The organism is Kitasatospora sp. NPDC048298 (assembly GCF_043201465.1).
Classification (GTDB): Bacteria; Actinomycetota; Actinomycetes; order Streptomycetales; family Streptomycetaceae; genus Kitasatospora.
In genome coordinates this window covers 67,754-90,843 of sequence record NZ_JBICYZ010000006.1, presented here as the reverse complement: position 1 = coordinate 90,843, position 23,090 = coordinate 67,754, and the positions used below count along the sequence as shown (strand labels likewise).

General features: G+C 70.7%; 21 protein-coding genes, 1 tRNA gene and 1 other RNA gene. 10 read left to right on the top strand and 13 right to left on the bottom strand.

Annotated elements, in window-relative coordinates; all coding sequences use genetic code 11:
* Nucleotides 1-271: 271 nt before the first annotated feature.
* From ACGF0D_RS07355 to ffs, 7 genes are all read right to left on the bottom strand, one after another.
* A complete protein-coding gene (locus tag ACGF0D_RS07355) occupies nucleotides 272-1,339 on the bottom strand; it encodes an aspartate-semialdehyde dehydrogenase (RefSeq protein WP_392914260.1) in 1,068 nt (355 codons plus the stop codon).
* Nucleotides 1,340-1,399: 60 nt separating this feature from the next.
* Nucleotides 1,400-2,680, bottom strand: coding sequence for an aspartate kinase (locus tag ACGF0D_RS07350; RefSeq protein ID WP_316522622.1), 1,281 nt, complete (start codon nucleotides 2,678-2,680; stop codon nucleotides 1,400-1,402).
* A 362-nt stretch (nucleotides 2,681-3,042) separates the two neighbouring features.
* Nucleotides 3,043-3,798 carry a DUF5063 domain-containing protein gene (locus tag ACGF0D_RS07345; RefSeq protein ID WP_392914259.1) on the bottom strand — a complete coding sequence of 252 codons (756 nt, stop codon included), beginning with the start codon at nucleotides 3,796-3,798 and terminating at the stop codon, nucleotides 3,043-3,045.
* Entirely contained in the window at nucleotides 3,791-4,390 is a 600-nt protein-coding gene (recR, locus tag ACGF0D_RS07340) for a recombination mediator RecR (RefSeq protein WP_350575393.1), read from the bottom strand. Before recR ends, ACGF0D_RS07345 begins: the two co-directional genes overlap by 8 nt.
* Nucleotides 4,391-4,672: 282 nt before the next feature.
* On the bottom strand, nucleotides 4,673-5,011 hold the full coding sequence (locus ACGF0D_RS07335; protein WP_392868351.1) for a YbaB/EbfC family nucleoid-associated protein: 339 nt from the start codon (nucleotides 5,009-5,011) through the stop codon (nucleotides 4,673-4,675).
* A gap of 123 nt (nucleotides 5,012-5,134) precedes the next feature.
* Nucleotides 5,135-7,342 (bottom strand): DNA polymerase III subunit gamma and tau, encoded by a 2,208-nt coding sequence (locus tag ACGF0D_RS07330; protein ID WP_392914258.1) that lies wholly within the window; start codon nucleotides 7,340-7,342, stop codon nucleotides 5,135-5,137.
* A 69-nt stretch (nucleotides 7,343-7,411) separates the two neighbouring features.
* An RNA gene (gene ffs, locus ACGF0D_RS07325) (signal recognition particle sRNA small type) lies at nucleotides 7,412-7,502 on the bottom strand.
* A gap of 111 nt (nucleotides 7,503-7,613) precedes the next feature.
* On the opposite strand from ffs, the gene ACGF0D_RS07320 reads away from it, so the two are divergent.
* From ACGF0D_RS07320 to ACGF0D_RS07300, 5 genes are all read left to right on the top strand, one after another.
* Nucleotides 7,614-7,698 (top strand) — tRNA-Ser (locus ACGF0D_RS07320).
* Between the two features lie 370 nt (nucleotides 7,699-8,068).
* Nucleotides 8,069-8,329 (top strand): hypothetical protein, encoded by a 261-nt coding sequence (locus ACGF0D_RS07315; protein ID WP_392914257.1) that lies wholly within the window; start codon nucleotides 8,069-8,071, stop codon nucleotides 8,327-8,329.
* A gap of 72 nt (nucleotides 8,330-8,401) precedes the next feature.
* On the top strand, nucleotides 8,402-9,217 hold the full coding sequence (locus ACGF0D_RS07310) for a hypothetical protein (RefSeq protein ID WP_392914256.1): 816 nt from the start codon (nucleotides 8,402-8,404) through the stop codon (nucleotides 9,215-9,217).
* 271 nt (nucleotides 9,218-9,488) lie between these two features.
* Complete coding sequence (locus ACGF0D_RS07305) at nucleotides 9,489-10,478, top strand: hypothetical protein (protein ID WP_392914255.1); 990 nt, start codon at nucleotides 9,489-9,491, stop codon at nucleotides 10,476-10,478.
* A gap of 211 nt (nucleotides 10,479-10,689) precedes the next feature.
* A complete protein-coding gene (locus ACGF0D_RS07300) occupies nucleotides 10,690-11,361 on the top strand; it encodes a DUF6009 family protein (RefSeq protein WP_392914254.1) in 672 nt (223 codons plus the stop codon).
* A gap of 292 nt (nucleotides 11,362-11,653) precedes the next feature.
* Here ACGF0D_RS07300 and ACGF0D_RS07295 read toward each other — a convergent pair whose 3' ends face one another.
* Nucleotides 11,654-13,006 carry a Shedu immune nuclease family protein gene (locus ACGF0D_RS07295; RefSeq protein WP_392914253.1) on the bottom strand — a complete coding sequence of 451 codons (1,353 nt, stop codon included), beginning with the start codon at nucleotides 13,004-13,006 and terminating at the stop codon, nucleotides 11,654-11,656.
* Between the two features lie 205 nt (nucleotides 13,007-13,211).
* Entirely contained in the window at nucleotides 13,212-14,051 is an 840-nt protein-coding gene (locus ACGF0D_RS07290) for a helix-turn-helix domain-containing protein (protein ID WP_392914252.1), read from the bottom strand.
* A 143-nt stretch (nucleotides 14,052-14,194) separates the two neighbouring features.
* On the opposite strand from ACGF0D_RS07290, the gene ACGF0D_RS07285 reads away from it, so the two are divergent.
* The 4 genes from ACGF0D_RS07285 to ACGF0D_RS07270 all read left to right on the top strand — a co-directional run bounded on the left by ACGF0D_RS07285 (nucleotide 14,195) and on the right by ACGF0D_RS07270 (nucleotide 17,155).
* Nucleotides 14,195-14,599 carry a VOC family protein gene (locus ACGF0D_RS07285; protein ID WP_392914251.1) on the top strand — a complete coding sequence of 135 codons (405 nt, stop codon included), beginning with the start codon at nucleotides 14,195-14,197 and terminating at the stop codon, nucleotides 14,597-14,599.
* 26 nt (nucleotides 14,600-14,625) lie between these two features.
* Nucleotides 14,626-15,045 carry an SRPBCC family protein gene (locus ACGF0D_RS07280; protein WP_392914250.1) on the top strand — a complete coding sequence of 140 codons (420 nt, stop codon included), beginning with the start codon at nucleotides 14,626-14,628 and terminating at the stop codon, nucleotides 15,043-15,045.
* 303 nt (nucleotides 15,046-15,348) lie between these two features.
* A complete protein-coding gene (locus ACGF0D_RS07275) occupies nucleotides 15,349-16,554 on the top strand; it encodes a hypothetical protein (protein WP_392914249.1) in 1,206 nt (401 codons plus the stop codon).
* Nucleotides 16,555-16,729: 175 nt separating this feature from the next.
* Nucleotides 16,730-17,155: a VOC family protein gene (locus ACGF0D_RS07270; RefSeq protein WP_392914248.1), complete on the top strand. Its 426-nt coding sequence runs from the start codon at nucleotides 16,730-16,732 to the stop codon at nucleotides 17,153-17,155.
* On the opposite strand, the gene ACGF0D_RS07265 is transcribed toward ACGF0D_RS07270, so the two are convergent.
* Both ACGF0D_RS07265 and ACGF0D_RS07260 read right to left on the bottom strand, forming a co-directional pair.
* Complete coding sequence (locus ACGF0D_RS07265) at nucleotides 17,152-17,892, bottom strand: helix-turn-helix domain-containing protein (RefSeq protein ID WP_392914247.1); 741 nt, start codon at nucleotides 17,890-17,892, stop codon at nucleotides 17,152-17,154. The two genes, ACGF0D_RS07270 and ACGF0D_RS07265, sit on opposite strands and share 4 nt — an antisense overlap.
* 95 nt (nucleotides 17,893-17,987) lie before the next feature.
* Entirely contained in the window at nucleotides 17,988-19,502 is a 1,515-nt protein-coding gene (locus tag ACGF0D_RS07260; RefSeq protein WP_392914246.1) for an MFS transporter, read from the bottom strand.
* Between the two features lie 303 nt (nucleotides 19,503-19,805).
* Between ACGF0D_RS07260 and ACGF0D_RS07255 the strand changes: the two genes are divergently transcribed.
* Nucleotides 19,806-20,570 carry a TetR/AcrR family transcriptional regulator C-terminal domain-containing protein gene (locus ACGF0D_RS07255; RefSeq protein ID WP_392868382.1) on the top strand — a complete coding sequence of 255 codons (765 nt, stop codon included), beginning with the start codon at nucleotides 19,806-19,808 and terminating at the stop codon, nucleotides 20,568-20,570.
* Between the two features lie 80 nt (nucleotides 20,571-20,650).
* Here the strand turns inward: ACGF0D_RS07255 and ACGF0D_RS07250 are convergent, their stop codons facing one another.
* The gene (locus ACGF0D_RS07250) at nucleotides 20,651-21,424 is read right to left on the bottom strand and encodes an isocitrate lyase/phosphoenolpyruvate mutase family protein (RefSeq protein WP_392914245.1); all 774 of its coding nucleotides are present in this window, start codon (nucleotides 21,422-21,424) and stop codon (nucleotides 20,651-20,653) included.
* Nucleotides 21,421-22,857, bottom strand: coding sequence for a hypothetical protein (locus tag ACGF0D_RS07245; protein ID WP_392914244.1), 1,437 nt, complete (start codon nucleotides 22,855-22,857; stop codon nucleotides 21,421-21,423). Before ACGF0D_RS07245 ends, ACGF0D_RS07250 begins: the two co-directional genes overlap by 4 nt.
* Nucleotides 22,858-23,090: the final 233 nt, after the last annotated feature.

The window sequence follows — 23,090 nt, the reverse complement described above, 5'->3', positions numbered from 1 at the left end:
CTGGTCTTCTTCCGGCCTACTCGCAGGCCACGGGGCGCGCGACGGGAAGGACACCGCGGCTCTCGCCGGGATGCCCGCCCTTGCCCCCACCATCACGTTCGCCACGCACGTTGGACACTCGATCCCCTGTCATGGTTGCCCGGCCCGGGGCCCATTCTTCCGCATCGGCGGAAGCGGGCTCCAGGGGATTCCCACGGGATTCCGGACAGATTGTGTCGAGGAGCGGACACAGGTATGGACAGGTGGGGACACAGGTGGGGAAACCCGGCGCCTACTCGGTCGGTTGGCCCGCCGTCAGCTCCGCCGCCACCAGCTCGGCCAGCTGCACCAGGTTGAGCGCCGCGCCCTTGCGCAGGTTGTCCCCGCACAGGAAGAGGTCCAGCGCGTCCGGTTCGTCCAGCGCCCGCCGGACCCGCCCGACCCAGACCGGGTCCGTTCCGACCACGTCGTTCGGCGTCGGGAACTCGCCCGCCGCCGGGTCGTCGTAGAGGACCACGCCGGGCGCGTCCCGCAGGATGTCCTGCGCGTGCTCCTGGGTGACCTCCCGTTCGAACCGGGCGTGCACCGCCAGCGCGTGGGTGCGGACGACCGGGATGTGGACACAGGTCGCCGAGACCTTCAGGGCGGGCAGGCCGAGGACCTTGCGGGACTCGTCGCGGATGCCCATCTCCTCGGCGGACCAGCCGCCCTCGCGCAACCCGCCGGTCCAGGGCACCGCGTTGAACGCGAGCGGGGCGGCGAACGGACCCTGATCGGCGATCAGCGCGCGCAGGTCACCGGTCTGCCGGCCGACCTCGGCGCCCGCCACCAGAGCGGTCTGCGCGCGCAGCGCCGCCTCGCCGGCGCGGCCCTCGCCGTCGGCGGCCTGGTAGGAGGCGACCACCAGCTGCGCCAGCCCGTACTCGGCGTGCAGCGCGCCGAGTACGGCGATCATCGCGAGGGTGGTGCCGGCCGGACTGGAGACGATCCCGCGCGGGCGGATCCGCAGCGCGGCCGCGTTGACCTCGGGGACGACCAGCGGCACGTCCTCGGCGGTGCGGAAGACGGCCGAGTCGTCGATCACCACGACGCCCTTGGCCGCCGCGATCGGCGCCCACTGGGCGGAGACCTGGTCGGGGACGGCGAACACCGCCACGTCGACCCCCTCGAAGGCCTCCTCGGCCAGCGGGACGACCCGGACGGACTCCCCGCGCACCACCGCCGTACGGCCGGCCGAGCGCGGGGAGGCGACGAGGCGGATGTCGCCCCAGACGTCCTGGCGGAGGGAGAGCAGCCCGAGCAGCACCTCGCCGACCGCGCCGGTGGCGCCGACGACGGCGAGGTTCGGACGCCAGGTCATCGTCCGGCGTCCCGGCCCGGTGCCCGGGTCATCGCCCGGCGCTCCCGCTCCGCTCCCGGGTCATCGCCCGGTGCCGCCGTAGACGACGGCCTCGTCGCTCTCGCTGTCCAGGCCGAAGGCGCTGTGCACGGCCCGGACGGCCTCCGGGACGTCATCCGCGCGGGTGACCACCGAGATGCGGATCTCCGAGGTGGAGATCAGCTCGATGTTGACGCCCGCGGCGGACAGCGCCTCGAAGAAGGTCGCCGTGACCCCGGGGTTGGAGCGCATGCCGGCGCCGACCAGCGAGATCTTGCCGATCGCGTCGTCGTAGCGCAGCGACTCGTAGCCGATGCCCTCCTTGACCCGGCCCAGTGCGTCGATGGCCTTCTGGCCCTCGGTCTTGGGCAGGGTGAAGGAGATGTCGGTCAGGCCGGTCGACGCGGCGGAGACGTTCTGCACCACCATGTCGATGTTGACCTCGGCGTCGGCGATGGCGCGGAAGATGCGCGCCGCCTCGCCCGGCTTGTCGGGCACGCCGACGACCGTGACCTTGGCCTCGGAGGTGTCGTGGGCGACTCCGGAGATGATGGCCTGCTCCATCTCGCCCCCTTCGGGCTGGTTCGGGTTGTCGTTGCTGACGATCGTCCCGGGAAGACCCGAGAAGGACGAGCGTACGTGAATCGGGATGTTGTAGCGACGGGCGTACTCGACACACCGATCGAGCAGGACCTTGGAGCCCGACGAGGCCAGCTCCAGCATGTCCTCGTAGGCGATCCAGTCGATCTTGCGGGCCTTCTTCACCACGCGCGGGTCGGCGGTGAACACGCCGTCCACGTCGGTGTAGATCTCGCAGACCTCGGCCTTGAGCGCGGCGGCGAGCGCCACGGCGGTGGTGTCCGAGCCGCCCCGGCCCAGCGTGGTGATGTCCTTGCTGGTCTGGGAGACGCCCTGGAAACCGGCCACGATCGCGATGTTGCCCTGGTCCAGGGCGGTGCGGATGCGGCCCGGCGTCACGTCGATGATGCGCGCCTTGTTGTGGACGGAGTCGGTGATGACACCGGCCTGGCTGCCCGTGAAGGACTGCGCCTCGTGCCCCAGGGATTTGATCGCCATGGCCAGCAGCGCCATGGAGATGCGCTCTCCAGCGGTCAGCAGCATGTCGAACTCACGGCCGGCAGGCAGCGGTGACACCTGCTCGGCGAGTTCGATGAGCTCGTCCGTCGTGTCGCCCATCGCGGACACCACGACGACGACCTCATGGCCGGCCTTCTTGGCGTCAACGATTCGGCGGGCCACGCGCTTGATGCCTTCGGCATCCGCAACGGATGAGCCGCCGTACTTCTGCACGACAAGGCCCACGTGCGCTCCTCGACTCGAAGTCTTTTCCGGGGGCTACGGGCCCCCGTACCCCCCTGGGGAGAGGGGGGTGCGGTCGTCGTCAGTCTACCGAGCAGGGGTGCTCCGACTGGCGCTTTCCATATGGTGAGACGGTAGTTTCAGCACGTGAGCGGCCGTGTGGGTGGCTCCGCCGCCAGGTCTGCGGGCGATTCGGCGCGGTTCCGAAGAATCGGCGGATCGGGGGGCGGCGATCCGGCCGGATTTCCTTTTCCGGCCGGGCCGCTGAGGCATCCGTCACAATCCGGGCCGGCCATTGCGGAATTCCGGCTGCCGCCTGTCGCCTGTCGCCTGCAGACGTTCCTCTACCGGCTGCGACCTACTGCCTAGCGGCCCAGACCGAGCTCGGCCGCCATCAGGTCGCCCGCCTGCTGCTCCAGCTGCTCGTCGGTGAGCCCGTCGTCGTCGGTGTCCGCGCCGTCCGGCACCGCGCCGATCGGGCTGTCCAGCCGGACGTGGGCGATCAGCGACTGCAGGGCCCGCAGCACCGCCGTACAGGTCGTGCCCCAGTTGGAGAGGTACGAGAACTGCCACCACCACAGCGCCTCGCTGACCCGGCCCTCGCGGTAGTGGGTCAGGCCGTGCTGGAGCTCGCTGACCACGCCGGCCAGGTCGTCCGAGATCCGGAAGGCGTTGGGCTTCTCCGGCGGACCGTACGGGTCGAAGACCTCGTGGTAGACGTCGATCGGCGCGAGCAGCTCGGCGAGGCGCTCGCGCAGCTGCTCGCCGTCCGGCTCGGGGCCCGCGTCGGGCTCGAAGCGGTCCTCCGGGAGGACGTCCTCGATCGCGCCCAGTCGGCCGCCCGCCAGCAGCAGCTGCGAGACCTCCAGGAGCAGTAGCGAGACCGCGCTGCCGGGCTCGTCGCCCTTGGCGACCTCGGTGACGGCGAGCACGAAGCTCTCCACCGAGTCGGCGATCTGCACGGCGAAGTCGTCCGGCTCCGAACCGTGGCCGTGGGTGTGCGGGGCGTGGACGTCCGCGTGCGGGGCGTGGGCCCCTGCGTGCGGGGCGTGGGCCCCGGGTTCCCCGTGGGACTGCTGGCGGGGGGTGTGGGGCTGCTGGTTGATCGTCCGGTCAGACATCGAGCAGTCGTCTCCCTTCGAAGGCGCGGCCGAGGGTGACCTCGTCCGCGTACTCCAGATCCCCGCCGACGGGCAGGCCGCTCGCCAGACGGGTCACCTTCAGGCCCATCGGCTTGCAGAGCCGGGCCAGGTAGGTGGCGGTCGCCTCCCCCTCCAGGTTGGGGTCGGTGGCCAGGATCAGCTCGGTGACCGTGCCGTCCGCGAGGCGCGACAGCAGCTCGCGGATGCGCAGGTCGTCCGGGCCGACGCCCTCGATGGGGCTGATCGCGCCGCCCAGCACGTGGTAGCGGCCGCGGAACTCACGGGTGCGCTCGATGGCGACGACGTCCTTGGGCTCCTCGACCACGCAGATGACGGCGAGGTCGCGGCGGGGGTCCAGGCAGACCCGGCACTGCTCGGCCTCCGCGACGTTGCCGCAGACCACGCAGAAGCGGACCTTGTCCTTGACCTCCAGCAGGGCGTGCGCCAGCCGGCGCACGTCGGTCGGGTCGGCCTGCAACACGTGGAAGGCGATCCGCTGGGCGCTCTTGGGCCCGACGCCGGGCAGCCTGCCCAGCTCGTCGATCAGGTCCTGAACCACGCCCTCGTACAACGTCGCGCCTTCCCTCGGATGGTCGGTGGTGCCGGTCGTCCGGCGGTACCGGTTGGTCGGTGGTGCCGGACGGCCGTGATGCCGGTTGGTCGGTGGTGCCGGACGGCCGTGGTGCCGGACGGCCGGCGTACCGGCTCGCCGATGGCACCGGATGGCCGGTGGTGCTCCGGTGCCATCATCCAACGAATCGGGCGTCGGACACAGCGCCCGACGCCCGACTCCCACATAAATCACATGGGTCTGTCGTCTGAACTTCAGACCTTCTGGAACTCGAAGCCGAGGTTAGAACGGCAGACCGGGGATGCCGCCGCCCAGGCCCTGGGTCAGCGGGCCCATGCGCTCGGCCTGCATCTTCTGCGCGGTCTGGCTGGCGTCCCGGACGGCCGCCAGGATCAGGTCGGCCAGGGTCTCGGTGTCCTCCGGGTCCACGGCCGCCGGGGCGATGGTCAGCGCCACCAGCTCACCGGCGCCGGTCACCGTCGCCTCGACCAGGCCGCCGCCCGCCGTACCGTTCACCTTCGTCTCGGCCAGCTCCTGCTGGGCCTTCGCGAGATCCTGCTGCATCTTCTGCGCCTGCTTCAGCAGCTGCTGCATGTTGGGCTGGCCACCACCGGGGAACACGGCTGTCTCCTTGCTGTCACGGCTGTCTTGCGGTGCTTCGTGCGTCACCGCCGAGCCTACGTGCTGCCCGCTGCTCCGGGCCCCGGAAAGGGGCCCGGTTCAGGGTCCGCTCAGGGGCTCCGCTCAGGAGCCCTGGTGGTGGATCTCCTCCAGCACCGTCGCCCCCAGCTCGCGGATGATCAGCTCCTGGCCGGAGAACACGTCCTCCTTGAGGTCCGGGTCGTCCGCCTCCGGGATGTCGTCCTCCGGGGCCACCGACTGCACCGGACGGGCCGGCGCCGCGGGCGGCGGGGCCTGCACCGGCGCGGGCTGCACGGGCTGCACCCGGACGGGCGCCGGCGCGGCCTGGACCGGCGGAGCCTGCACGGGCGCCGGCGCGGGGGCGGGCATCGACGGCGCGGCGGCCGCCGGACGGGCCGGGGCTCCCCAGCCACCGCCGCCCTGGGCGCCACCACCCGACACACCGCCACCCGGGCCTCCGGCGCCGCCGGACGGGTCCACGATGCACTCGATCCGCCAGTCCACGCCCAGCGCGTCGGCCAGCGCGGAACGCAGCACGTCGTCGCTGTTGCTGCCGACGAAGCTGTCCCGGGCGCCGGCGTTGATGAAGGACACCTGGAGCACGCTGCCGTCGAACCCGGCCACCTGGCCGTTCTGGCTGAGCAGGATCCAGGTGAAGCGCCGGCGGTTCTTCACCGCCTCCAGGATCTGCGGCCACAGCTGCCGGACCTGCGCGGCCCCCTGCTGCGCGGAGGCCGAAGGCTGCCCACCCGGAGCCGCCGGGGCGGGGGCCGGAGCGGGCACGGGAGCGGGAGCCGGCGCCTGGGCCGGGGCCGGGGCCGGGGCCGGGACGGCCTGCGGCTGCGCCACGGGCGGCGCCGCGGGAACCGCGGCGGGGGCACCGCCGGCGGGGGCACCGCCGGCGGGCGGGAAGCTGCGCGGGATCGGCCAGGCACCCGGCGCAGGCCCGGCGGGCGCGGCGGGCTGCGGAGCCGGTGCGGGCTGCGGAGCGGGTACGGGCTGTGCGGCCGGCATCGGGGCGGGAGCCGCCGGAACCTCGGCCACCGGCGCGACCGCCATCGGGGCCGCCGCCGGGGATGCCATCGGAGCCGCCATCGGAGCCGCCGTCGGCATGCCCACCGGAGCCGCCAGCGGCGCGGCGAACCCGCCCGCCGCGGCCCGCCGCTCCAGCTTGTCCAGCCGCGCCTGCAGCGACAGCTCGTCGCTGTACGCGCCGGGCAGCATCACCCGGGCGCAGATCAGCTCCAGCTGCAGCCGGGGCGCCGCGTTGCCGCGCATCTCGGTCAGCCCGGTGTTGACGAGGTCGGCGGCCCGGCTCAGCTCGGCCGCGCCGAACGCGTCCGCCTGCGCCTGCATCACCGCGACCCGGTCGGCCGGGGCGTCGATCAGCCCCTTCTCCCCGGCGTCCGGCACGGTGGCCAGGATCACCAGGTCGCGCAGCCGCTCCAGCAGGTCGGTGACGAAGCGGCGCGGGTCGTGCCCGCCCTCGACCACCCGGTCGATCACCTGGAACACCGTCGCCCCGTCGTGCGCGGCGAAGGCGTCCACCACCTCGTCCAGCAGCGCGGAGTCGGTGTACCCGAGCAGCGCCGTGGCCATCTGGTACGTGACGCCGCTCTCCGCGGCCCCGGCCAGCAGCTGGTCCATGACCGACATCGAGTCGCGCACCGACCCGGCGCCCGCCCGCACCACCAGCGGGAACACGGAGTCCTCGACCTGGATCCCCTCCCGGCCGCACACCTCCGCCAGGTAGTCGCGCAGCGTGCCGGGCGGAACCAGCCGGAACGGATAGTGGTGCGTCCGGGACCGGATCGTCCCGATCACCTTCTCCGGCTCGGTGGTCGCGAAGATGAACTTGAGGTGCTCCGGCGGCTCCTCGACCACCTTCAGCAGCGCGTTGAAGCCGGCCGAGGTCACCATGTGCGCCTCGTCCAGGATGAAGATCTTGTACCGGCTGTGCACCGGCGCGAAGAACGCCCGCTCGCGCAGCTCGCGCGCGTCGTCCACACCACCGTGCGAGGCGGCGTCGATCTCGATCACGTCGATCGACCCGGGCCCGCCGGTCGCGAGGTCCCGGCAGGACTGGCACTCCCCGCAGGGCGTCGGCGTCGGCCCCTGCTCACAGTTGAGGCAACGGGCCAGGATGCGCGCGCTCGTCGTCTTGCCACAGCCGCGCGGCCCGCTGAACAGGTACGCGTGGTTGACCCTGTTGTTGCGCAGGGCCTGCTGAAGCGGGGCGGTCACGTGCTCCTGCCCGATGACCTCCGCGAAGGTCTCGGGGCGGTAGCGGCGGTACAGGGCTAGGGACACACCACCGACGATATCGGGACGGGCCGACAAACGCGTCGCCCCTCACCCCCTACCGGGCCCCGGGAACGCAAAGACCCCCCGTGCACCCGCCAGAGCCCTCCTACCCTTGCTGCCTTCCGGCCCTGGGGGGGTTCAGAGAGATAACGCCACACGAGGGGCTGACCCCCACACTACCGGATCCACGCCCCGACGATCCACAGGCCACCCCCACCCTCCCGCCTGCGGGATAGGTGGTCGCGAGCACCCCGAAACATGTACTAAGCTCTCCCTCGGAGGATTCGCCTAGAGGCCTAGGGCGCACGCTTGGAAAGCGTGTTGGGGGCAACCCCTCACGAGTTCGAATCTCGTATCCTCCGCCGGCAGAAGGCCCGGACCGCATCACGCGGCCCGGGCCTTCGTCGTTTCCCGGCTCCGGGCAACAGCATCGGAGACACAGGGCAAAATCACGAGGCCAACAGCCGTCCCGGGCCCAGACGACGCGGACGTGAAACATCGGGGAGACATCATGCCGAAGATCCCAAAGGGCCGGCGCGTGGGCCAGGCCGCCGTGAGCACGGTGCGCGCGCTCCTTGAGGAGCACGATCACATCGGTTGACGTACGGCTCCACGTAGAACACACCCATCCCCGGGCAGGGCCCGTCACCTGAGCGAGGAGACGCCCGTTGTAGAGGCGTGAACCCCTACGCCGTGACGCGTCCCTTCCCGGCTCACCAGGAGCCGACGGGCATGCCACTCCTGTGTTCCGGCTACCGAATCCAGACGGCGCTCCTGCACCGACTGGGCACCGACCAGTGGGACGCCCGTGTACCGGCCAGCCAACTCGTCGGTCTCGCCAAAGCACTCGACTCGGCAGATCGGCTGGGAACCAGGCGCGAGTTCCTCGTGGGTTCGGCCCAGAGCCGGGAAATGGAGAAGGTCCTGCGCGAACGGCCGGAGGCCTTCGGTGTCACGGGCCGGATGGTCCTCGGAGCCGACAACGTCTTCTGAATTCCGGACGGGACCCGTAGCAGCGGGACCCTCGACCTTCTCGGGCCGGAGTGCATCGACGGATACCAGCGGATGGCTCTGGTCTCCCGTCTCGCCGCAGAGCTGTCCGTCGAGCACCTGGACCGGGCGGTGCTGGACGTCCGTATCGTCACCGGGTCGACCCGTGAACTAGCCCGGAGCGAGTACGACCGTGCCCACCTCTACTGCAGCCCGGTCGAACCGCAGGACCTCCTCGTCCGTCACCCCGTCATGCTCAGGCTCGTCAAGCAGTTCAGTGACGACCAGTGCAATTTCAGGCTCCGCCGCGGCGAGCAGCGCGGCCCGCGCCGGGAGGGGTGCTCCATTGGCGAAGCTACGACGGCACTCGCGCTGTTCTCGCACGAAGCCAACCCCGACCTCGCCCACCGCACGCTTGAGGACGAGGGACGGCAGGAGATCTGGCGGAACCCGTCCAGCCACGCCTTCCTCACGCTGTTCAACGACCGCACCCAGGCGACCGGTGTCCGCATCGCCATCACGTTCCGACGGTCGATCCTCGGTGTCCTGGAACAGATACTCCGGGTCCGCTCGGCCCATCACTGGCACCTGCTGGAGGACGCCCCCGACCTGGTGGTCTGGGCGGTCGCCCGCCAGCTGCCGTTCGACCGGCTGCACTGCGATCAGAACGACCCCGCGGCACCGGCGTGGGAGGAGATCCTCGACACCGAGGTGCCCGCACTGACGCGGCGAACCACCGAGCGGCTCGTCCGCGCGTACGAGAAGCTGCGGTCGAACGGCGTCTACAAGAAGGCCGAAGTGCGCGAACTCCCCTACTGGCACAAGCTGCTCGAAGCTGCGGGCATGAGCCACCGGCGCGAAAGCTCCCCACCGGCTCCGGGGAACCCCTGATCTCCGTGGAGGATGCGGCCTGGTTGCGGAGGGCACGTTGACCTGGCACAAGCTCCCGCCCGCCACAGTCTACCGAGGTCAGACGACGCACCGTCAGTCCGATTGCAGTCTCGGCACGTTCAAGGTCTTCACCGGCCGCAAGGGACGAAGCACCCTCAAGCAACCATGCAGGGTTCACTCGATCGGGTCATATCTGAGCGACGAGAATCAAACGAGCGAACGTCACCCTCATGATCTCCCTGAGACCTGGTCCGACTCGAGAGGGAGCGCCATGCCCGATGCCTTCACTGTCATTACTGATCAAATTCTTCTCAGGTGCGGCGGAGCGCCCATATGTGCACACGTGGGCGATGTTCGATTTTGCCCAATAAAGAAACATCCAACTTACCAGGAACTGCGCAGTCAGGTTCGCCTGGGGCGCTCAAAATCAACAGCAAGTCTGCGCCTCTGGGAATCAGTGGTGACCCTGGCCAGGGATGGGGAACAGCAGCATCGAGAGAAATGGCTGATGATCGCACTGGATCTACTGACCCCATACTTCAATGGATGGTCAAAGGAACTGGCCCGAAATTGGAATTATGAAGTTTCCGACATCAGGTCTGCAATGATAGAAGGACTCCTGGCGGCATGGACATCCGCAGATGATGGAATACCACCCAAGAAACTGCAAGAAATCATGATGCGCAATGCCTTTGCAAGCGCGCGAAGCCTAGTAAATTCTGGCTCATCGGAAACATGCGCAGAAAGTGTGGATATTTTCATTCCAGAGGGCGGCCCTGAGAGCGTGCCCACACTGCGACCGTCCTCAATTATCGATGTCGGCACAGTAAGGGATCCGGATGCCGACGAGAGGATTCGCGGCGAGCGCATCGGGTCCCTCTTGCAACGAATGGGGGCAATGGACCACGCAACTTGCCTCCACAGTAGTCTCCGGGATGGACGCCGCGACGGAACGCCCATCCCAGTTATCACCCCGACGCAGGTTGGGCGATCCTGGGTCGACGGGAGGAATCTTTACTATCGGATTTCCAATCTTCTGCCGCCGCACATAGGCTTCACCCAAGCGGCCAGCGTGCTCGGCCTCTCGGAAGCGCAGGCATCAAGGAAAGCCAGGGATGGATCCCTATCCTTTCGGATCCTCTGGGCCGGCAACACCAGAGTGGTTTCGGTAAATTCACTCATGCACGCGGCGGGAATCCAGGACTCTATTGTCCACCCGGACGACGTAGAGAATGGGGCTTCTCACATTCGCGGCAGATAGAAATTCAACACACCCACCATCGCCTGATTTCGATGCCCGTTGAGATCGCACTCGAGCGCCTGTGCAAGTGATCCATTCTAGCGCCTGGCCCTGTCTCGTCGAATCTCTCGATCCGAGCACAGTCGACTTGGAGACGAGACAGGCAGTCTGGACGGTTCATGCCCGCAGGCTGAGGGCAGGCTCTGCCACGGTCCAATCGGGAGGAGAGTGCGTGAACAGGAACCCAGATCTCATCCGTCACGAGGACGGCATTGTCTGGACCGAGAGCATCAGCAAATTCGACTACGTGCGCGAGTATCTGGAGGTGGCGGCTGGCACCCGTCGCGGCCCTGTTCGTTGGAACGGGCATGGCCGGCGGGTGGGGTACTCGATGCTCAAACCGGACGCGCCGGCAGGCGAAGCCCCTTTTCGGTTCGCCCGTCGCGTCTTCTGGATCAAGGAGCATGACCGCTCAGAGCAGCCAGATGGCGTGTACAAGGACTGCGCCCCATCCGAAGGCGTAGATCCCCGCACCGTCGCCGCCGGAGTGTGGGGTGAACTCACCGAGCGCGCTTGGGGAGGACCGCTGCCCACCGCCAGCACGCGATCGGCCGCCACCTCCAAGTCCGGACCTCAACAGAACTTGATCAAGGTCGGCGAGTCACTGGCGAGCGGCACTGCGTTCATCGCGGTGGCGCCCACCAGACGAGGTCTCGTCGACATCTACATCGACTGCGCAAGCGGGAGCCAGCTCGGCGACGGCAGCCATGTGATCTCGGAGCTACTCCCGCCCGACCAGGCACACGAGCTCCTCACCACGATCATCAAAACGACCCCCTGGCTCCAGGAAGCCCTTGCACTCTCAGTAGTGGAAGGGTGGCTCGCGGGAGACCTTCCGAAGTAGGCCCCTCGGCCACCTGTAGGCTGCCCCAGCCGGTCGCCTAGTCTCAGTTTTGGTCTCATTCACCACCGTCTAGCCGGGTTCAGCCGCCGCCCAGCGGATCGCTCCACCCCAGGTCAGGATGGGTGTGAACCCCGGCGGATACCGTTCGGGAGAATTGGAAAGCGTGTTGGGGGCAACCCCTCACGAGTTCGAATCTCGTATCCTCCGCCTTCGCCCGCCAGGGCAAACGAGGGCCCCGACCGCCGAGCGGTCGGGGCCCTCTGTCATCTACCGTCCTCCACCGGTGCAGCCACTATGTCCCGGAGGGATCCCCGAGGGAGCGTCCGGCGTTGTCGATGAGCTCCTTGTACGTGATGACCTCAACACGATTCACGTGCGTGTTGAACGTCCGAAGCGCTTCGTTGATCTCCCGCTCCAGAACGCTCGGCTGGACGGCTGGATGGCCGATCAGGACGATGGCGCTTGCTCGGCGTGTCTCGATGCCGAATTCTTCGAAGATCTGTTGACGGTTCTCATCCAGCCCGACAAGGTAGTTGACCGCTTGCCCGACGGCATCGTGCACCTCAGCAGTAGGCACCCAGGCTCCGCGATGTCGCTTCACCAGAGGACCCTTCATGCTCATGGCCCGCTTCAACTCGACGATGTGAAGGCTTCCATCGCCGCGGATTAGAGGAATGTCGACCTCGTCACCGGACACCAACCTGCGCTGGGCAGCTTCCCCAACGAAACGCCCACCGAAGATCCAGTACTGCCCTTCCAGCGCCCGTTGTAGGTCCAGCTCCGTGGCTGTTCTGTCCTCCGCCACTTTGCGCAGGCTAGCCAGACGGGCCGAGCGCTGCTGAAGCTGGGCCGCCCGGAGGATCATCTGGCCATCTGGGTCAGCGGCCAGGAGAGCCCATGCCTCTGGTGACGCGGCAATACGCTGAGCAGCTTCACTCGGGTCTTCGATATCGATCCGTTCCTGGAGCACACGTTCCAGCCACACCATCTTCTCCGCCCGGCCGCGGAGGAGCGAGTAGCGCCCTGGCCGGCCTTCCGGCGCTACGAGGTACCGCGCGTCATGGCTAAGTGAGTCGATATGGGCCAGCAGATCATCCACACCTGCACCGGGATGTTGCTCCAGGAACTCGCGCCCCGTCTCGGCGACGTACTTGAAGTTGATCTCAAGCGTGCCCGCCACAAACCGCCGCAGCCGCTGGTTGCGGATGCCGTCTTGAAAGAGTCGGTATCTCTCGTCGAACTCCGGCTGCAGGATCCGTTCCTCGGCGTAATCGAGGGAGTCCTGCAGCAGCCGCACAACCTCCCACTCACCAACCGAGGCTGCGTGCCCGCGCGCCTCCACCAAGAGTTGCACGAGCGCCTTCCCGCCTCTGCGGTGGCCACCTCGTCCAGTTCTCATGTGCTGGAGCACAGAGGTGAGCGCTCGCTTCACCTCGTCGTTCGCCGCCTGCTCGTGAACGTACTTGAGCTGCAGGTCCAGTGAGAAGTCTGATCTGACACCCATGGGCTGAAGTGTGACCGGCAGGTGTGACAGTGCCTCGCGAGTCAACCCATCATCGTGGAACACGCTCGTGCTGTCGCGTTTGAGGAGCTTCCTGGTCTCGGTTTTGGTCTCGTTCGTCCCCATCCAGCCGGGTTCGGCCACCGTCCATCGGTTTGCTCATCTGCTGGTCAGGACGGGTGTGAACCCCGGCGGACGCCGTTCGAGAGAATTGGAAAGCGTGTTGGGGGCAACCCCTCACGAGTTCGAATCTCGTATCCTCCGCCTTCACGAAGGCCCGGACCGCATCACGCGGCCCGGGCCTTCGTCGTTCCGTGGTCCCGGTTTTGTTCGATCCCGCTGCGGCCCGTCATCCGACCGTCAGCCGATCCTCGTCCCGTTCGCCGGGTGCCAGCAGGCGGCGCAGGGCGGTCGGGGTGTGGCCGAGGTGGCGGCGGAGGGTGCGGGTGAGGTGGGCCTGGTCGGCGTAGCCGAGGTCGGCGGCGAGGACGCTGAGGCTGGTCTCGCCGGCCTCCAGGCGGTCGAGGGCGCGGCCGATGCGCACGCGGTGGCGGTAGTGGGTCACCGAGACGCCGAGTTCTCGCGGGAAGGCACGGCTCAGGCGGTAGGGGGAGGCACCGAGCAGGTCGGCGAGGGACATGAGGCTGACGGAGGCGGGGTGCTCGTCGGCGATCGCCTCGCGGGCGGCGGTGACGAGCGCCCGGTCGCGGGCCGAGGACCCCGCCGTGGGCGTCGGCCCGGGCACCGTGCGGGTGACAGCGGTCGCGAGCAGGGTCAGCAGTTCCTCGGTGACGGCGTAGTCGACGTCCCCGGAGCGGGCGGCCGCGAGCATACGCCGGTGGGCGAGGTCGAGCGGGGGATCGACGTAGACCGTCCCCGCCGAAGGCCCGTTCCCGTCCCCGGCCAGGGAGCGCCAGAGCGCCGGCGTCACGCTGATCGACGTGCAGTGGTCGCCGCCCGCGGGATGGGCGAAGCTCTCCTCCTCCCCCGGGGTGCCGACGTAGGCGAGGCTCGTGTCGAGGTCGACGGCCGCCCCGGCGGCCTGGCGGCGGAAGCGGCCGCGCCGTACCAGCACCACACGGTGGTAGCCGCGGACCTCGGGAGGTGACCAGCGGGTGTGGTCGCTGCGGCAGGCGACCGCGCTGATGTCGAAGCCTGGCCGGGTGGCGACGGGTTGGACGGAGAGCACGGTCCGTACGGTACGGGGCGGGTCCGACAACCCCACCCCCGCAAGGATGTTCAAGACCCGGGCGGGGCGGCCGGGCGAGGCTCTTCCCCGAAGCCCGTGGGGCTTCCGGTCGTTCACGATCTCGCGATGTCAGGAGTCCGCTCATGCCCGCTCTCGAACAGCTCACCACCGTGGTCGTCGACTGCGCCGACCCGGTCGCGCTCGCCGACTTCTACCGGAAGGCCACCGGCTGGGAACTCACCCACAGCGACCAGGATTTCTGCTCCCTCAGCGCGGGCAGTGCGGGGCCGGGACTGGCTTTCGTCCGCGTCGAGGGCTACCGGACGCCGGGGTGGCCCGAGGGGAGCGCCCACCTGCATCTCGACTTCACCGTCCCCGACCTGGACCGCGCGGTCGGGGAACTGCTCGCCCTCGGGGCCTCCCGGCCCGCCTTCCAGCCGGGCGAGGGTCAGTGGGTCGTCCTCACCGACCCCGAGGGCGGCCCCTTCTGCCTGATCCCCGCCACGACCGCCACGACCCCCACGGCCCCCACGACCGCCGCCAACTGACCGTCCGAGACGAACGGAGAATCCCCGTGGCAACCATTCACCGAGCTGTCCCGATCGACGCCACCCCCGAAGAGATCTGGGCAGCGATCCGCGACTGGGGTGAGGTCCACCGCAGACTCGCCCCCGGCTTCGTCACCGACACCCACGTCGAAGGCGACGTCCGACGGGTGACCTTCGAGGACGGCACGGTGGTGCGCGAGCTCATCGTCTCGCTGGACGACGACGCCCGGCGCATCGCCTACGCGGTGGTGGACGGCTCCCTGAACGTCTTCCACCACCACGCCTCCATGCAGGTGTTCGCCGACGCCGGCGGCCGCAGCCGCTTCGTCTGGATCACCGACGTGCAGCCGCACGGCCTGGCGGAGCCCATCGCCGCGATGGTCGACCAGGGAGTCCGGACGATCCGCAAGACGCTGGAGGCCACTGCCGCCCCCGCTTCCCGATGACGTCGGGGGCCGATGTCCGGGCGCCGATCCGCGGCTTCGCCTCCGTGGCAGACTGACGGGCTCCTCCGAGCCGCGCGCCCGAGAAGCCTCGGTCTCGGTTCGGCTCTCGTGTCCTCCGCCTCCACGAAGGCCCGGACCGCACCACGCGGCCCGGGCCTTCGTCGTCGCCCGCCACGCGTTCCGGACGTTCCGGCAAGCGGAGCGCGGGGCCGCCCCGGCCTCCTCGGGGTGTTGCGGACATGCTCAAAGCGCCCCTAGCGTGAGTGGCCCCGTTGATCCACTCACACGGAGAGGCAAGCCTTGATGATCCGTCACGTCAGAACCGCGGCACGAGCGGTGCTAGCAGCCGGCCTGCTCGTCACCGGCGCGCTCGCCGGTGCGCCTCCGGCGGCGGCCGCCACGGCGCCGACGGCCCTGACCGCGTCCGACTACACCCTCACCGCGGACTACCACCGGTTCGACACGCTCAACTCGGCCCTCGTCACGACGTTGGGCACCTCCGCCGTGCACACGGTGATGGAGAACGCGAACCACACCCGGCAGGCGCTCCCCTCGTCCTTCTCCGTCGCCGGCCTGTCCACCGGCTTCCGGTTCGACGACGGCGACAACTCCGACTGCCAGAGTGTCCCGCAGGGCATCACGACGAGCCGGGACGCCGTGGGGACGGCGAACAGCGGCAACTACGACGGCCACCAGCTCGTGCTGGTGAGCTGGTACACCAAGGACGGCTGCGACGGCGCCCAGCAGCGCAGCCGGATCACCCTGGCCGACTGGGACGCCACCTACCCCAACACCTACCGCAAGATCCTCCTCGTGGAGCCGACCGGCACCGCGGAGGCGCCGGACTTCAAGGACATCCCGATCCACGCCGGCGGCGTCTCCTGGTACGGCGACTACCTCTACGTCGCCGACACCGGACGCGGGATGCGCGTCTTCGACATGCGCAAGATCCTGAACACCGACACCAGTGGCACCGCCGACCAGATCGGCCGCCAGTCCGGCACCACCTACTACGCCCACAACTACGCCTACGTGCTGCCCCAGGTCGGCACGATCACGGCGCAGACCACCGCCGCCGACAAGCTGGTGTGGTCCTCGGTCTCCCTCGACCGGGTCAGCAAGTCGATCGTGATGGCGGAGTACACCTGCCAGTCGGGCTGCACCGACTACCCCAACCGCCCGCCGAGGGCCGTCCGCTTCCCGTTCGCGACCGGGGCGACGACGTTCGCCGCGACGACGACCGCCAGCCAGGCCCTCCAGCTGCCCTGGTACAGGCTCAACGGCGTGGCCTCCCACAACGGCCGGTGGTGGTTCAACTCCTCGGGCCAGAAGCAGCTCTACTACTGGACCCCGACCGCGGGCCCCTCGACCTTCGCCTGGGTGAGCGGCGGCGAGAGCCTCTCCTACTGGGAGGACGCCACCAACCCCGACCTGCTGTGGTCGCTGCAGGAGACCACGGGCGGACGCAACGTCTTCGCCGTGACCCAGAGCACCTACGGCGGCGGCTGAGCCCCGGGCGCGTGACGAGGGCCGGTCGGGCCCGAAACGGCAGAGACCGCCCCGCCCGACCTCCCGTGCGCCCGCCCCGGCACCCGGCACACCGCCGGGGGCCGGGGCGGCGGTCGGTGGTGGGTGTCCGATTCGTTCAAGACCGGGTGGGTGACGGATGCCTAGCGTGGCGGGCATGGACAGTACACGTGTACCACGGTTCGCCTTCGTCGGGTTGGCCGTTTCGGATGTGGCCGCGTCGGTTGCCTTCTACCGGCGGTTGGGGGTGGGGTTTCCCGAGGGGGCGGAGGGGGAGCCGCACGTCGAGGGCGAGTTGCCGGGCGGGCCGCTCCTGGTGCTCGATGCCGAGGCCACCATTCGGTCGTTCCATCCCGGTTGGCGGCCGCCGAGCGGCGGCACCCGGACGGCGCTGGCGTTCCACTGCGGGAGTCCCGCGGGGGTGGACGCGTTGTACGGGGAGTTGACCGGCGCCGGGTACCACGGGGAGTTGGCGCCGTGGGACGCCTTCTGGGGGCAGCGGTACGCCGTGGTGCACGATCCGGACGGCAACGGGGTGGATCTGCTCGCTCCCCTGCAGGGGAGCCAGGGCGACACCCCCTAGCAGCGCAGCAGCGCGGTCACCGGCAGGCCCGCCAACTGCCGTACGTCGCGGGCCAGGTGGGCCTGGTCCGCGTAGCCGGTGCGGGCCGCCGTGTCGGCCAGCGGGACGCCGCCGCGGGCGAGTGCCAGGGCGCGCTGCATGCGCAGGATCCGGGCGAGGGTCTTGGGACCGTAGCCGAAGGCGGCCAGTGAGCGGCGGTGGAGTTGTCGCGCTCCGAGGCCGACCGTCTCGGCCGTCGCGGCGACGGAGCGTCCGGCGGCGAGCGAGGCGGCCACGGCGCGGACCAGTGGGTCCTCGGGCCGGGCCTCGGCCGCCAGCCGCAGGGCCAGGGCCTCCAGTGCGGCGGCCGGGTCGGGCGCGGCGTCGATGCGTTCGGTGAGGCACCGGACCTCGGAGGAGGGCCGCAGGTCGGCCAACTCGACGCGACGGTCGAGAAGTTCGTGGGCGGGGACGCCGAGCAGCGCGGGGGCGGCGCCGGGGCGGAAGCGTACGCCCGCCCACGGGCCGCGCAGTGCGGGGTCGGGGTGGAAGGCGTGGGTGTCCGGTCCGGCGACCAGCAGCCGGCCCTCCGTCCACAACAGGTCCATGCAGCCGTCGGGCAGGACGGGTAGGGCGGGCAGGACGGCTGTCGGAACGGGCGCCCGGGCCGCACCCGTACGCCCGACGGCGCGCTTCGTCCACACGACCGCGCCGGGCAGCCGGGACGCGCGCTCCTGGTACGCCGAGGACGAGTGCACGGCGTGAGGCTACGCGCCGCGGGCCGGGGACGCGCGCACGCCGATGGCCCCGGCCGCGTTGGGGCGGCCGGGGCCATCGGCCCGGAGGGGGGAGGTCAGCCGACCGGCGAGGACGCGGGCTCCGCCGGCTCCTCGGCCCCCGCGTCGGGGCCCTTCCGCCCGTCGCGCATCAGCACCAGGGTGAGTGCCGCGGCCGCGACGACCGCGAGACCGCCCACCGTGAAGGTGGTGGAGGTGGCGGTGTTGAACGCCTCCCGGGCGGCCGCGACCAGCCCGCCGTCCCCGGTGGAGCCGGCCACCGCGAGCGCCCCGGTGATGTCGTAGCGGGCGGCGTCGGGGGCGGCGTCGGGCATCGCGCCGGTGTAGGTGCTGGAGAGCACGGTGCCGAGGATGGCCACGCCGAGCGCCGCGCCGGACTGCTGGATGGTGTCGTTGAGCGCGGAGCCGACGCCGGCGTGCTCGCTGGGGATGGCGCCCATCAGCGCGTTGGCGGCGGCCGGCATGCCGAGGCCGGAGCCGATGCCGAGCACCAGCATGGCCAGGGCGACCTTGGTGAAGCCGTCGCCGACCGAGAGGGTGGCCAGCAGCCCGAAGCCGCCCGCGATGATCAGCATGCCGATCGAGGTGAGCACCCGCGCCGGGACCTTCTTGCCGAGCACCGCGCCCAGCGCGTTGAACACCAGCGAGGCGATGGCCAGCGGGATGAAGGCGAGGCCGGTGTCGGTGGGCGAGAACTCCAGCACGAACTGGAGGTACTGGGTGAGGACCAGCATCAGTCCGCCGGTGGCGAAGGTCAGCAGGACGAGCGAGAAGCTGGCGCCGGTGAAGACCCGGTTGCGGAACAGCTTCAGCGGCACCATCGGCGAGTCGGTGCGGACCTGCCGGACGGCGAAGCCGACCAGCGCGGCCACGGCGAGGAGGAGCGCGCCGAGGGTGCTCGGGCTGGTGAAGCCGTCCCGGGGCACCACGATGATCGACCAGACCAGGGCCGCCATGCCGACCATCGACAGCACCATGCCCAACAAATCGGGACGGCGCCACGGCCCCTTGGACTCCGGCATCAGCAGCATCGCGGCGAGGATGGCGACCGCCGCGATCGGCACGTTGAGCAGGAAGACCGCGCCCCACCAGAAGTGCGCGATCAGCGCGCCGCCCAGCACCGGACCGCCGACCAGGCCGATCATGGCCACCGCGGTCCAGGCGGCGATCGCCTTCGGGCGCTCCTCGTCGTCGAAGACGGTGATCAGGATGGAGAGCGTGCTCGGCATGACCAGCGCACCGCCGACGCCCATCAGGACGCGCCCGGCGATCAGCTCACCGGGGCTTCCGGCGTACGCCGCGACCAGTGAGGCGGCGCCGAACAGCACGAGGCCGACGATCATCACCTTCCGGCGTCCGAAGCGGTCGGAGAGGCTGCCCGAGGTGAGCAGCAGGCCGGCGAAGACCAGGATGTACGAGTCGATGATCCACTGGATGTCCTGCGCCCCGGCCTTGAGGTCCTCCGCGATCGGCGGGATGGACACCGTGAGCACCATGTTGTCGATCACCAGCACCAGGCTGCTCAGGCAGAGCACGACCAGGATGAGCCAGCGCTGTGGATGACGTTCCACGGCGTTTCCCCCTTTGGACTGCGGATGAACTCCGGATCGGGCGCGGGCCGCTGGCCGCGCGGAAGTCGTCGCGGGCACACCGACCTCCGTCCCCAGGGGTACGGTGTGCGCCGCTCCGAACACTGTACGGACACCGCACACTGTTCGCAACGGCGCACGCCGTTCGATCTCCGCACAATGTTCGGAGTTCCGCACATCGTTCGGTCTCCGCACACCGTTCGCACCGCCGTACACTGTTCGCAGCAGCCGGTGCGGGCTGCGCCGGACCGGACCGGGTCCGGACGACTGGTGAGGAGGGCCCACATGGCGGCCAAATCAGAGGACGGTACGACCCCGGGCATCCCCCTGCCGTGGAGCCGGCCCCAGCGACGGAGGGAGCAGCCCACCCTCAGCCGCGAGCAGATCGTCGCCGAGGCCTTCGCGCTGCTGGACTCCGACGGCATCGAGGCGCTGAGCATGCGCAAGCTCGCCGCCCGACTGAACGCCGGCGCGACCTCGCTCTACACCCACGTCGCCAACAAGGACGAGCTGCTCGCCCTGGTCGTCGACCAGGTCTTCGGCACCCTCCCGCAGCCCCGGGCCGAGGGCTCCGAGGACCCGAAGGCCTGGCGCGCGACGGTCATGGAAAGCGCCGAGAGCATGCGCGCGGCCATCATGCGCCACCCGTGGATGGTCTCGGTGATCGGCGACGTCGGGATGATCTACCTCGGCCCCAACTGGATGCGGCTCTCCGACGCCCTGCTGGCCGTGCTGGAGACGGCCGGCTTCGAGGTCGGCCAGGCGAACGACGCGATGAACGCGGTCATGGGCTACACCATCGGGACCGCCGCCGTGGAGGCCTCCTGGGTGAACGCGCTGGCCCGCAGCGGCCAGGACGAACAGGAGTGGATGAACCAGCTGCTGCCCGCCGTCATCGAGGCCACCAGGGACTTCCCGCGGCTGCACCGGCTGTACACCACCGAGGTTCCGGACGAGGTCGCCGCGGGCCGGGACAGCGGCTTCGCCCGCGGCGTCAACGTCATCCTGGACGGGGTCGAGACGGCTCTGGCCGCCAGCCGCCAGGCCTGAGCACGCCCCCCGGGGGGGGCTCGACTCCCCTCGGGGGATCGACTCCCCTCGGGGGGCAGGCATCTTCGCCCTGGGGGTGCTCAACTCCCGCTGAGCGCCTGCACCTCCGCGTACCCCGGCACCGGACCGACCGGCTCGCCCGCCGCGACGGCCGCCGCCGTGGCCACCGCCGCCGCCAGTGCCGCGCGGTACAGCAGCGAGCCGAGGCTGACCCGGGCCACCCCGAGCGCGGCCAGCTCGGCGAGGCCCGGGACGGCCGGCGTCCAGAGGATGTTGAGCGGGACGGCGAGCGCGCCGACCAGCCGGCCGATGGCCGCCGGATCGGACAGCCCGGGGACGAACACGCCGTCCGCGCCCGCCTGCTGGTAGACGTCCAGGCGCCGGAGCGCCTCCGTCTCGGGGGCGCCCTGCCCGCACCAGTAGGTGTCGGTGCGGGCGTTGACGAACAGCTCCGGCACGGCCGCCTTCACCGCCGCGATCTTCGCGGCATGGCGGGCGGACGGGGTCAGCGAGCCGTCCGCCCGACCGTCCTCCAGGTTGATGCCGACCACCCCGGCCGTCGCCAACTCAACGGCCAGATCGGCGACTTCGTCCGGGTCGTCACTGAAACCGGCCTCCACGTCGACGCTGAGCAGGAAGTCGGCGCAGCCGAGCCGACGCGCCAGCCGTACGGTCTCCGCGCGGGTGGCGGCAGCGCCGTCGGGCAGGCCGGCGACGGCCGCCACGCCCAGGCTGGTGGTGCCGATCGCGGGGTGGCCCTGGGCGGCGAGGGCGAGGGCCGAGGCGTGGTCCCAGGCGTTGGGGAGCAGCAGCGGGCGGCCGGGGCGGTGGTGCAGGGCGGCGAAGGGGGTCATCGGGTCGTCTCCATCTGGTCGTTCGTACGGTCTCCGGCGACGCCGGCCGGGTCGGCGGTAGCGTCCGTTGGGCCGGCGATTGCGTCCGTTGGGCCGGCGGCAGTGTCCGCCGGGTCGGCGGTTGCGCCCGTTGGGCCGGCGGTCGCGCAGGACGTGCTCCCGACCGATTCCGCGTAGTAGTACCCCGCCTCGGCGACGTGCCGGACGAGCTCCCGGAAGCTCCAGCCCGTCCCCGGCGAGTCGTCCAGCCGTTCGTCCGGCAGCACGGCGATCCGCTGCGACCAGATCGCGGCCAGCCGGGTCAGCCGACTGCGGGCCTCGTCCAGGTCGGCGATGGTGAACGGGGCGAGGTCGGCGGGGGTGGTGACGCCGGAGGCGTGCCAGTGGTCGGGCTCGGTCGGCCGGCCGGCCAGTCGGGCCTCCAACTCGGCCAGGTGGTCCAGGAGATGGTCGGCGATGCGGCGAACCGCCTTGTGCGGGGCGTAGGCCCGCCCGTCGGCGTTGACGATCGGGCGACCGTCCCAGACCGTCCAGTCCGCCGCCAGCGCGAGCACGTGATCGACCATCGTCGGTACCAGCGCGGCGAGTTCGCCCTTTCCGAGGTCCCGTACGGACGGCTGCGCAGCAGCGGGCGCATCGGTGTCCGCCGGATCGGAGGCGCCGTACAGGGTGCCCTCGGCGATGACCAGGGCCTGCGAGCGGCCCGGGCAACTCCTGGGCGGCGCACCGAAGGTGAGCGCGACACCCTCGGGCGCGCCGGACTGGGCGGCCGGGATGTCGAGCAGGACGAGCGTCCCGGCCGGTACCGCGACCCCGCCGAGCCCGGTCGCCCGGACGGCGAGCCGACGCATCGTCCGGATCGGCGGGTCCGCGCGCAGCACGCCGGCCAGACCGTCCTCGTGCCGGCGGGCACCCTCGACCAGTGCGGCGGTGGCGTCGCAGGCCTGGACGAGCAGGCCGATCCGGTTCGCGGCGGTCTCCTCGGCCCCGTCCCCCATCGCGGGCAGCAGCCGGGTGACCGCCGCGTCCTGCGCCGGGGAATGCGGACCGTCGGCGAAGTACGCCCGGGAGACGGTCGCGACGTCCCGCGCCACCGCCTCCGGGTCGGCCAGGCCGAGCTCCGCCGCGAGCACCCGGACCACCCGCAGCCGGACGTCGGGCTCGAAGCCGGCGGCCGCGGCCACCCGCAGCCGGTCCGGGTCGAGCCGCTCCAGGTCGGCCAGCACCAGCGCCCGGCGCCGGTCGTGCGGCGCACCCGAGCTGAACCGGGCGACGGTGGAGCGCAGCCAGGCCACCGTGCCGGGGGCGCCGCCGGGCGCCGCGGGTTCGGCGGGCGGCGGGACCAGCGCAGGGTCGGCCAGCGCCGCCGTGACGTCGTCGTAGCGGGAGAAGGTCACGGTCGCGGGGCCGGCGACCGCCGTGGTTTCGCTCATGCCGCCATCGTGGCCCCGGGTCGTTTCGGCGCCGGCCGAACCGTGCCGGGGCGATCCTGGAGGCATGTCCCCGGCTCCGCTCCCCCACGCGGCCCCGCCCCGGCGACCGCCCCGGCCCCCGCACCCGGCCGCGCCCGAACCCCCGCACCCGGCCGCGCCCGAACCTCCGCACCCGGCCGCGTCAGACCTTCCGCACCCGGCCCCACCCGCGATCAGTCCCTCGAACACACCCC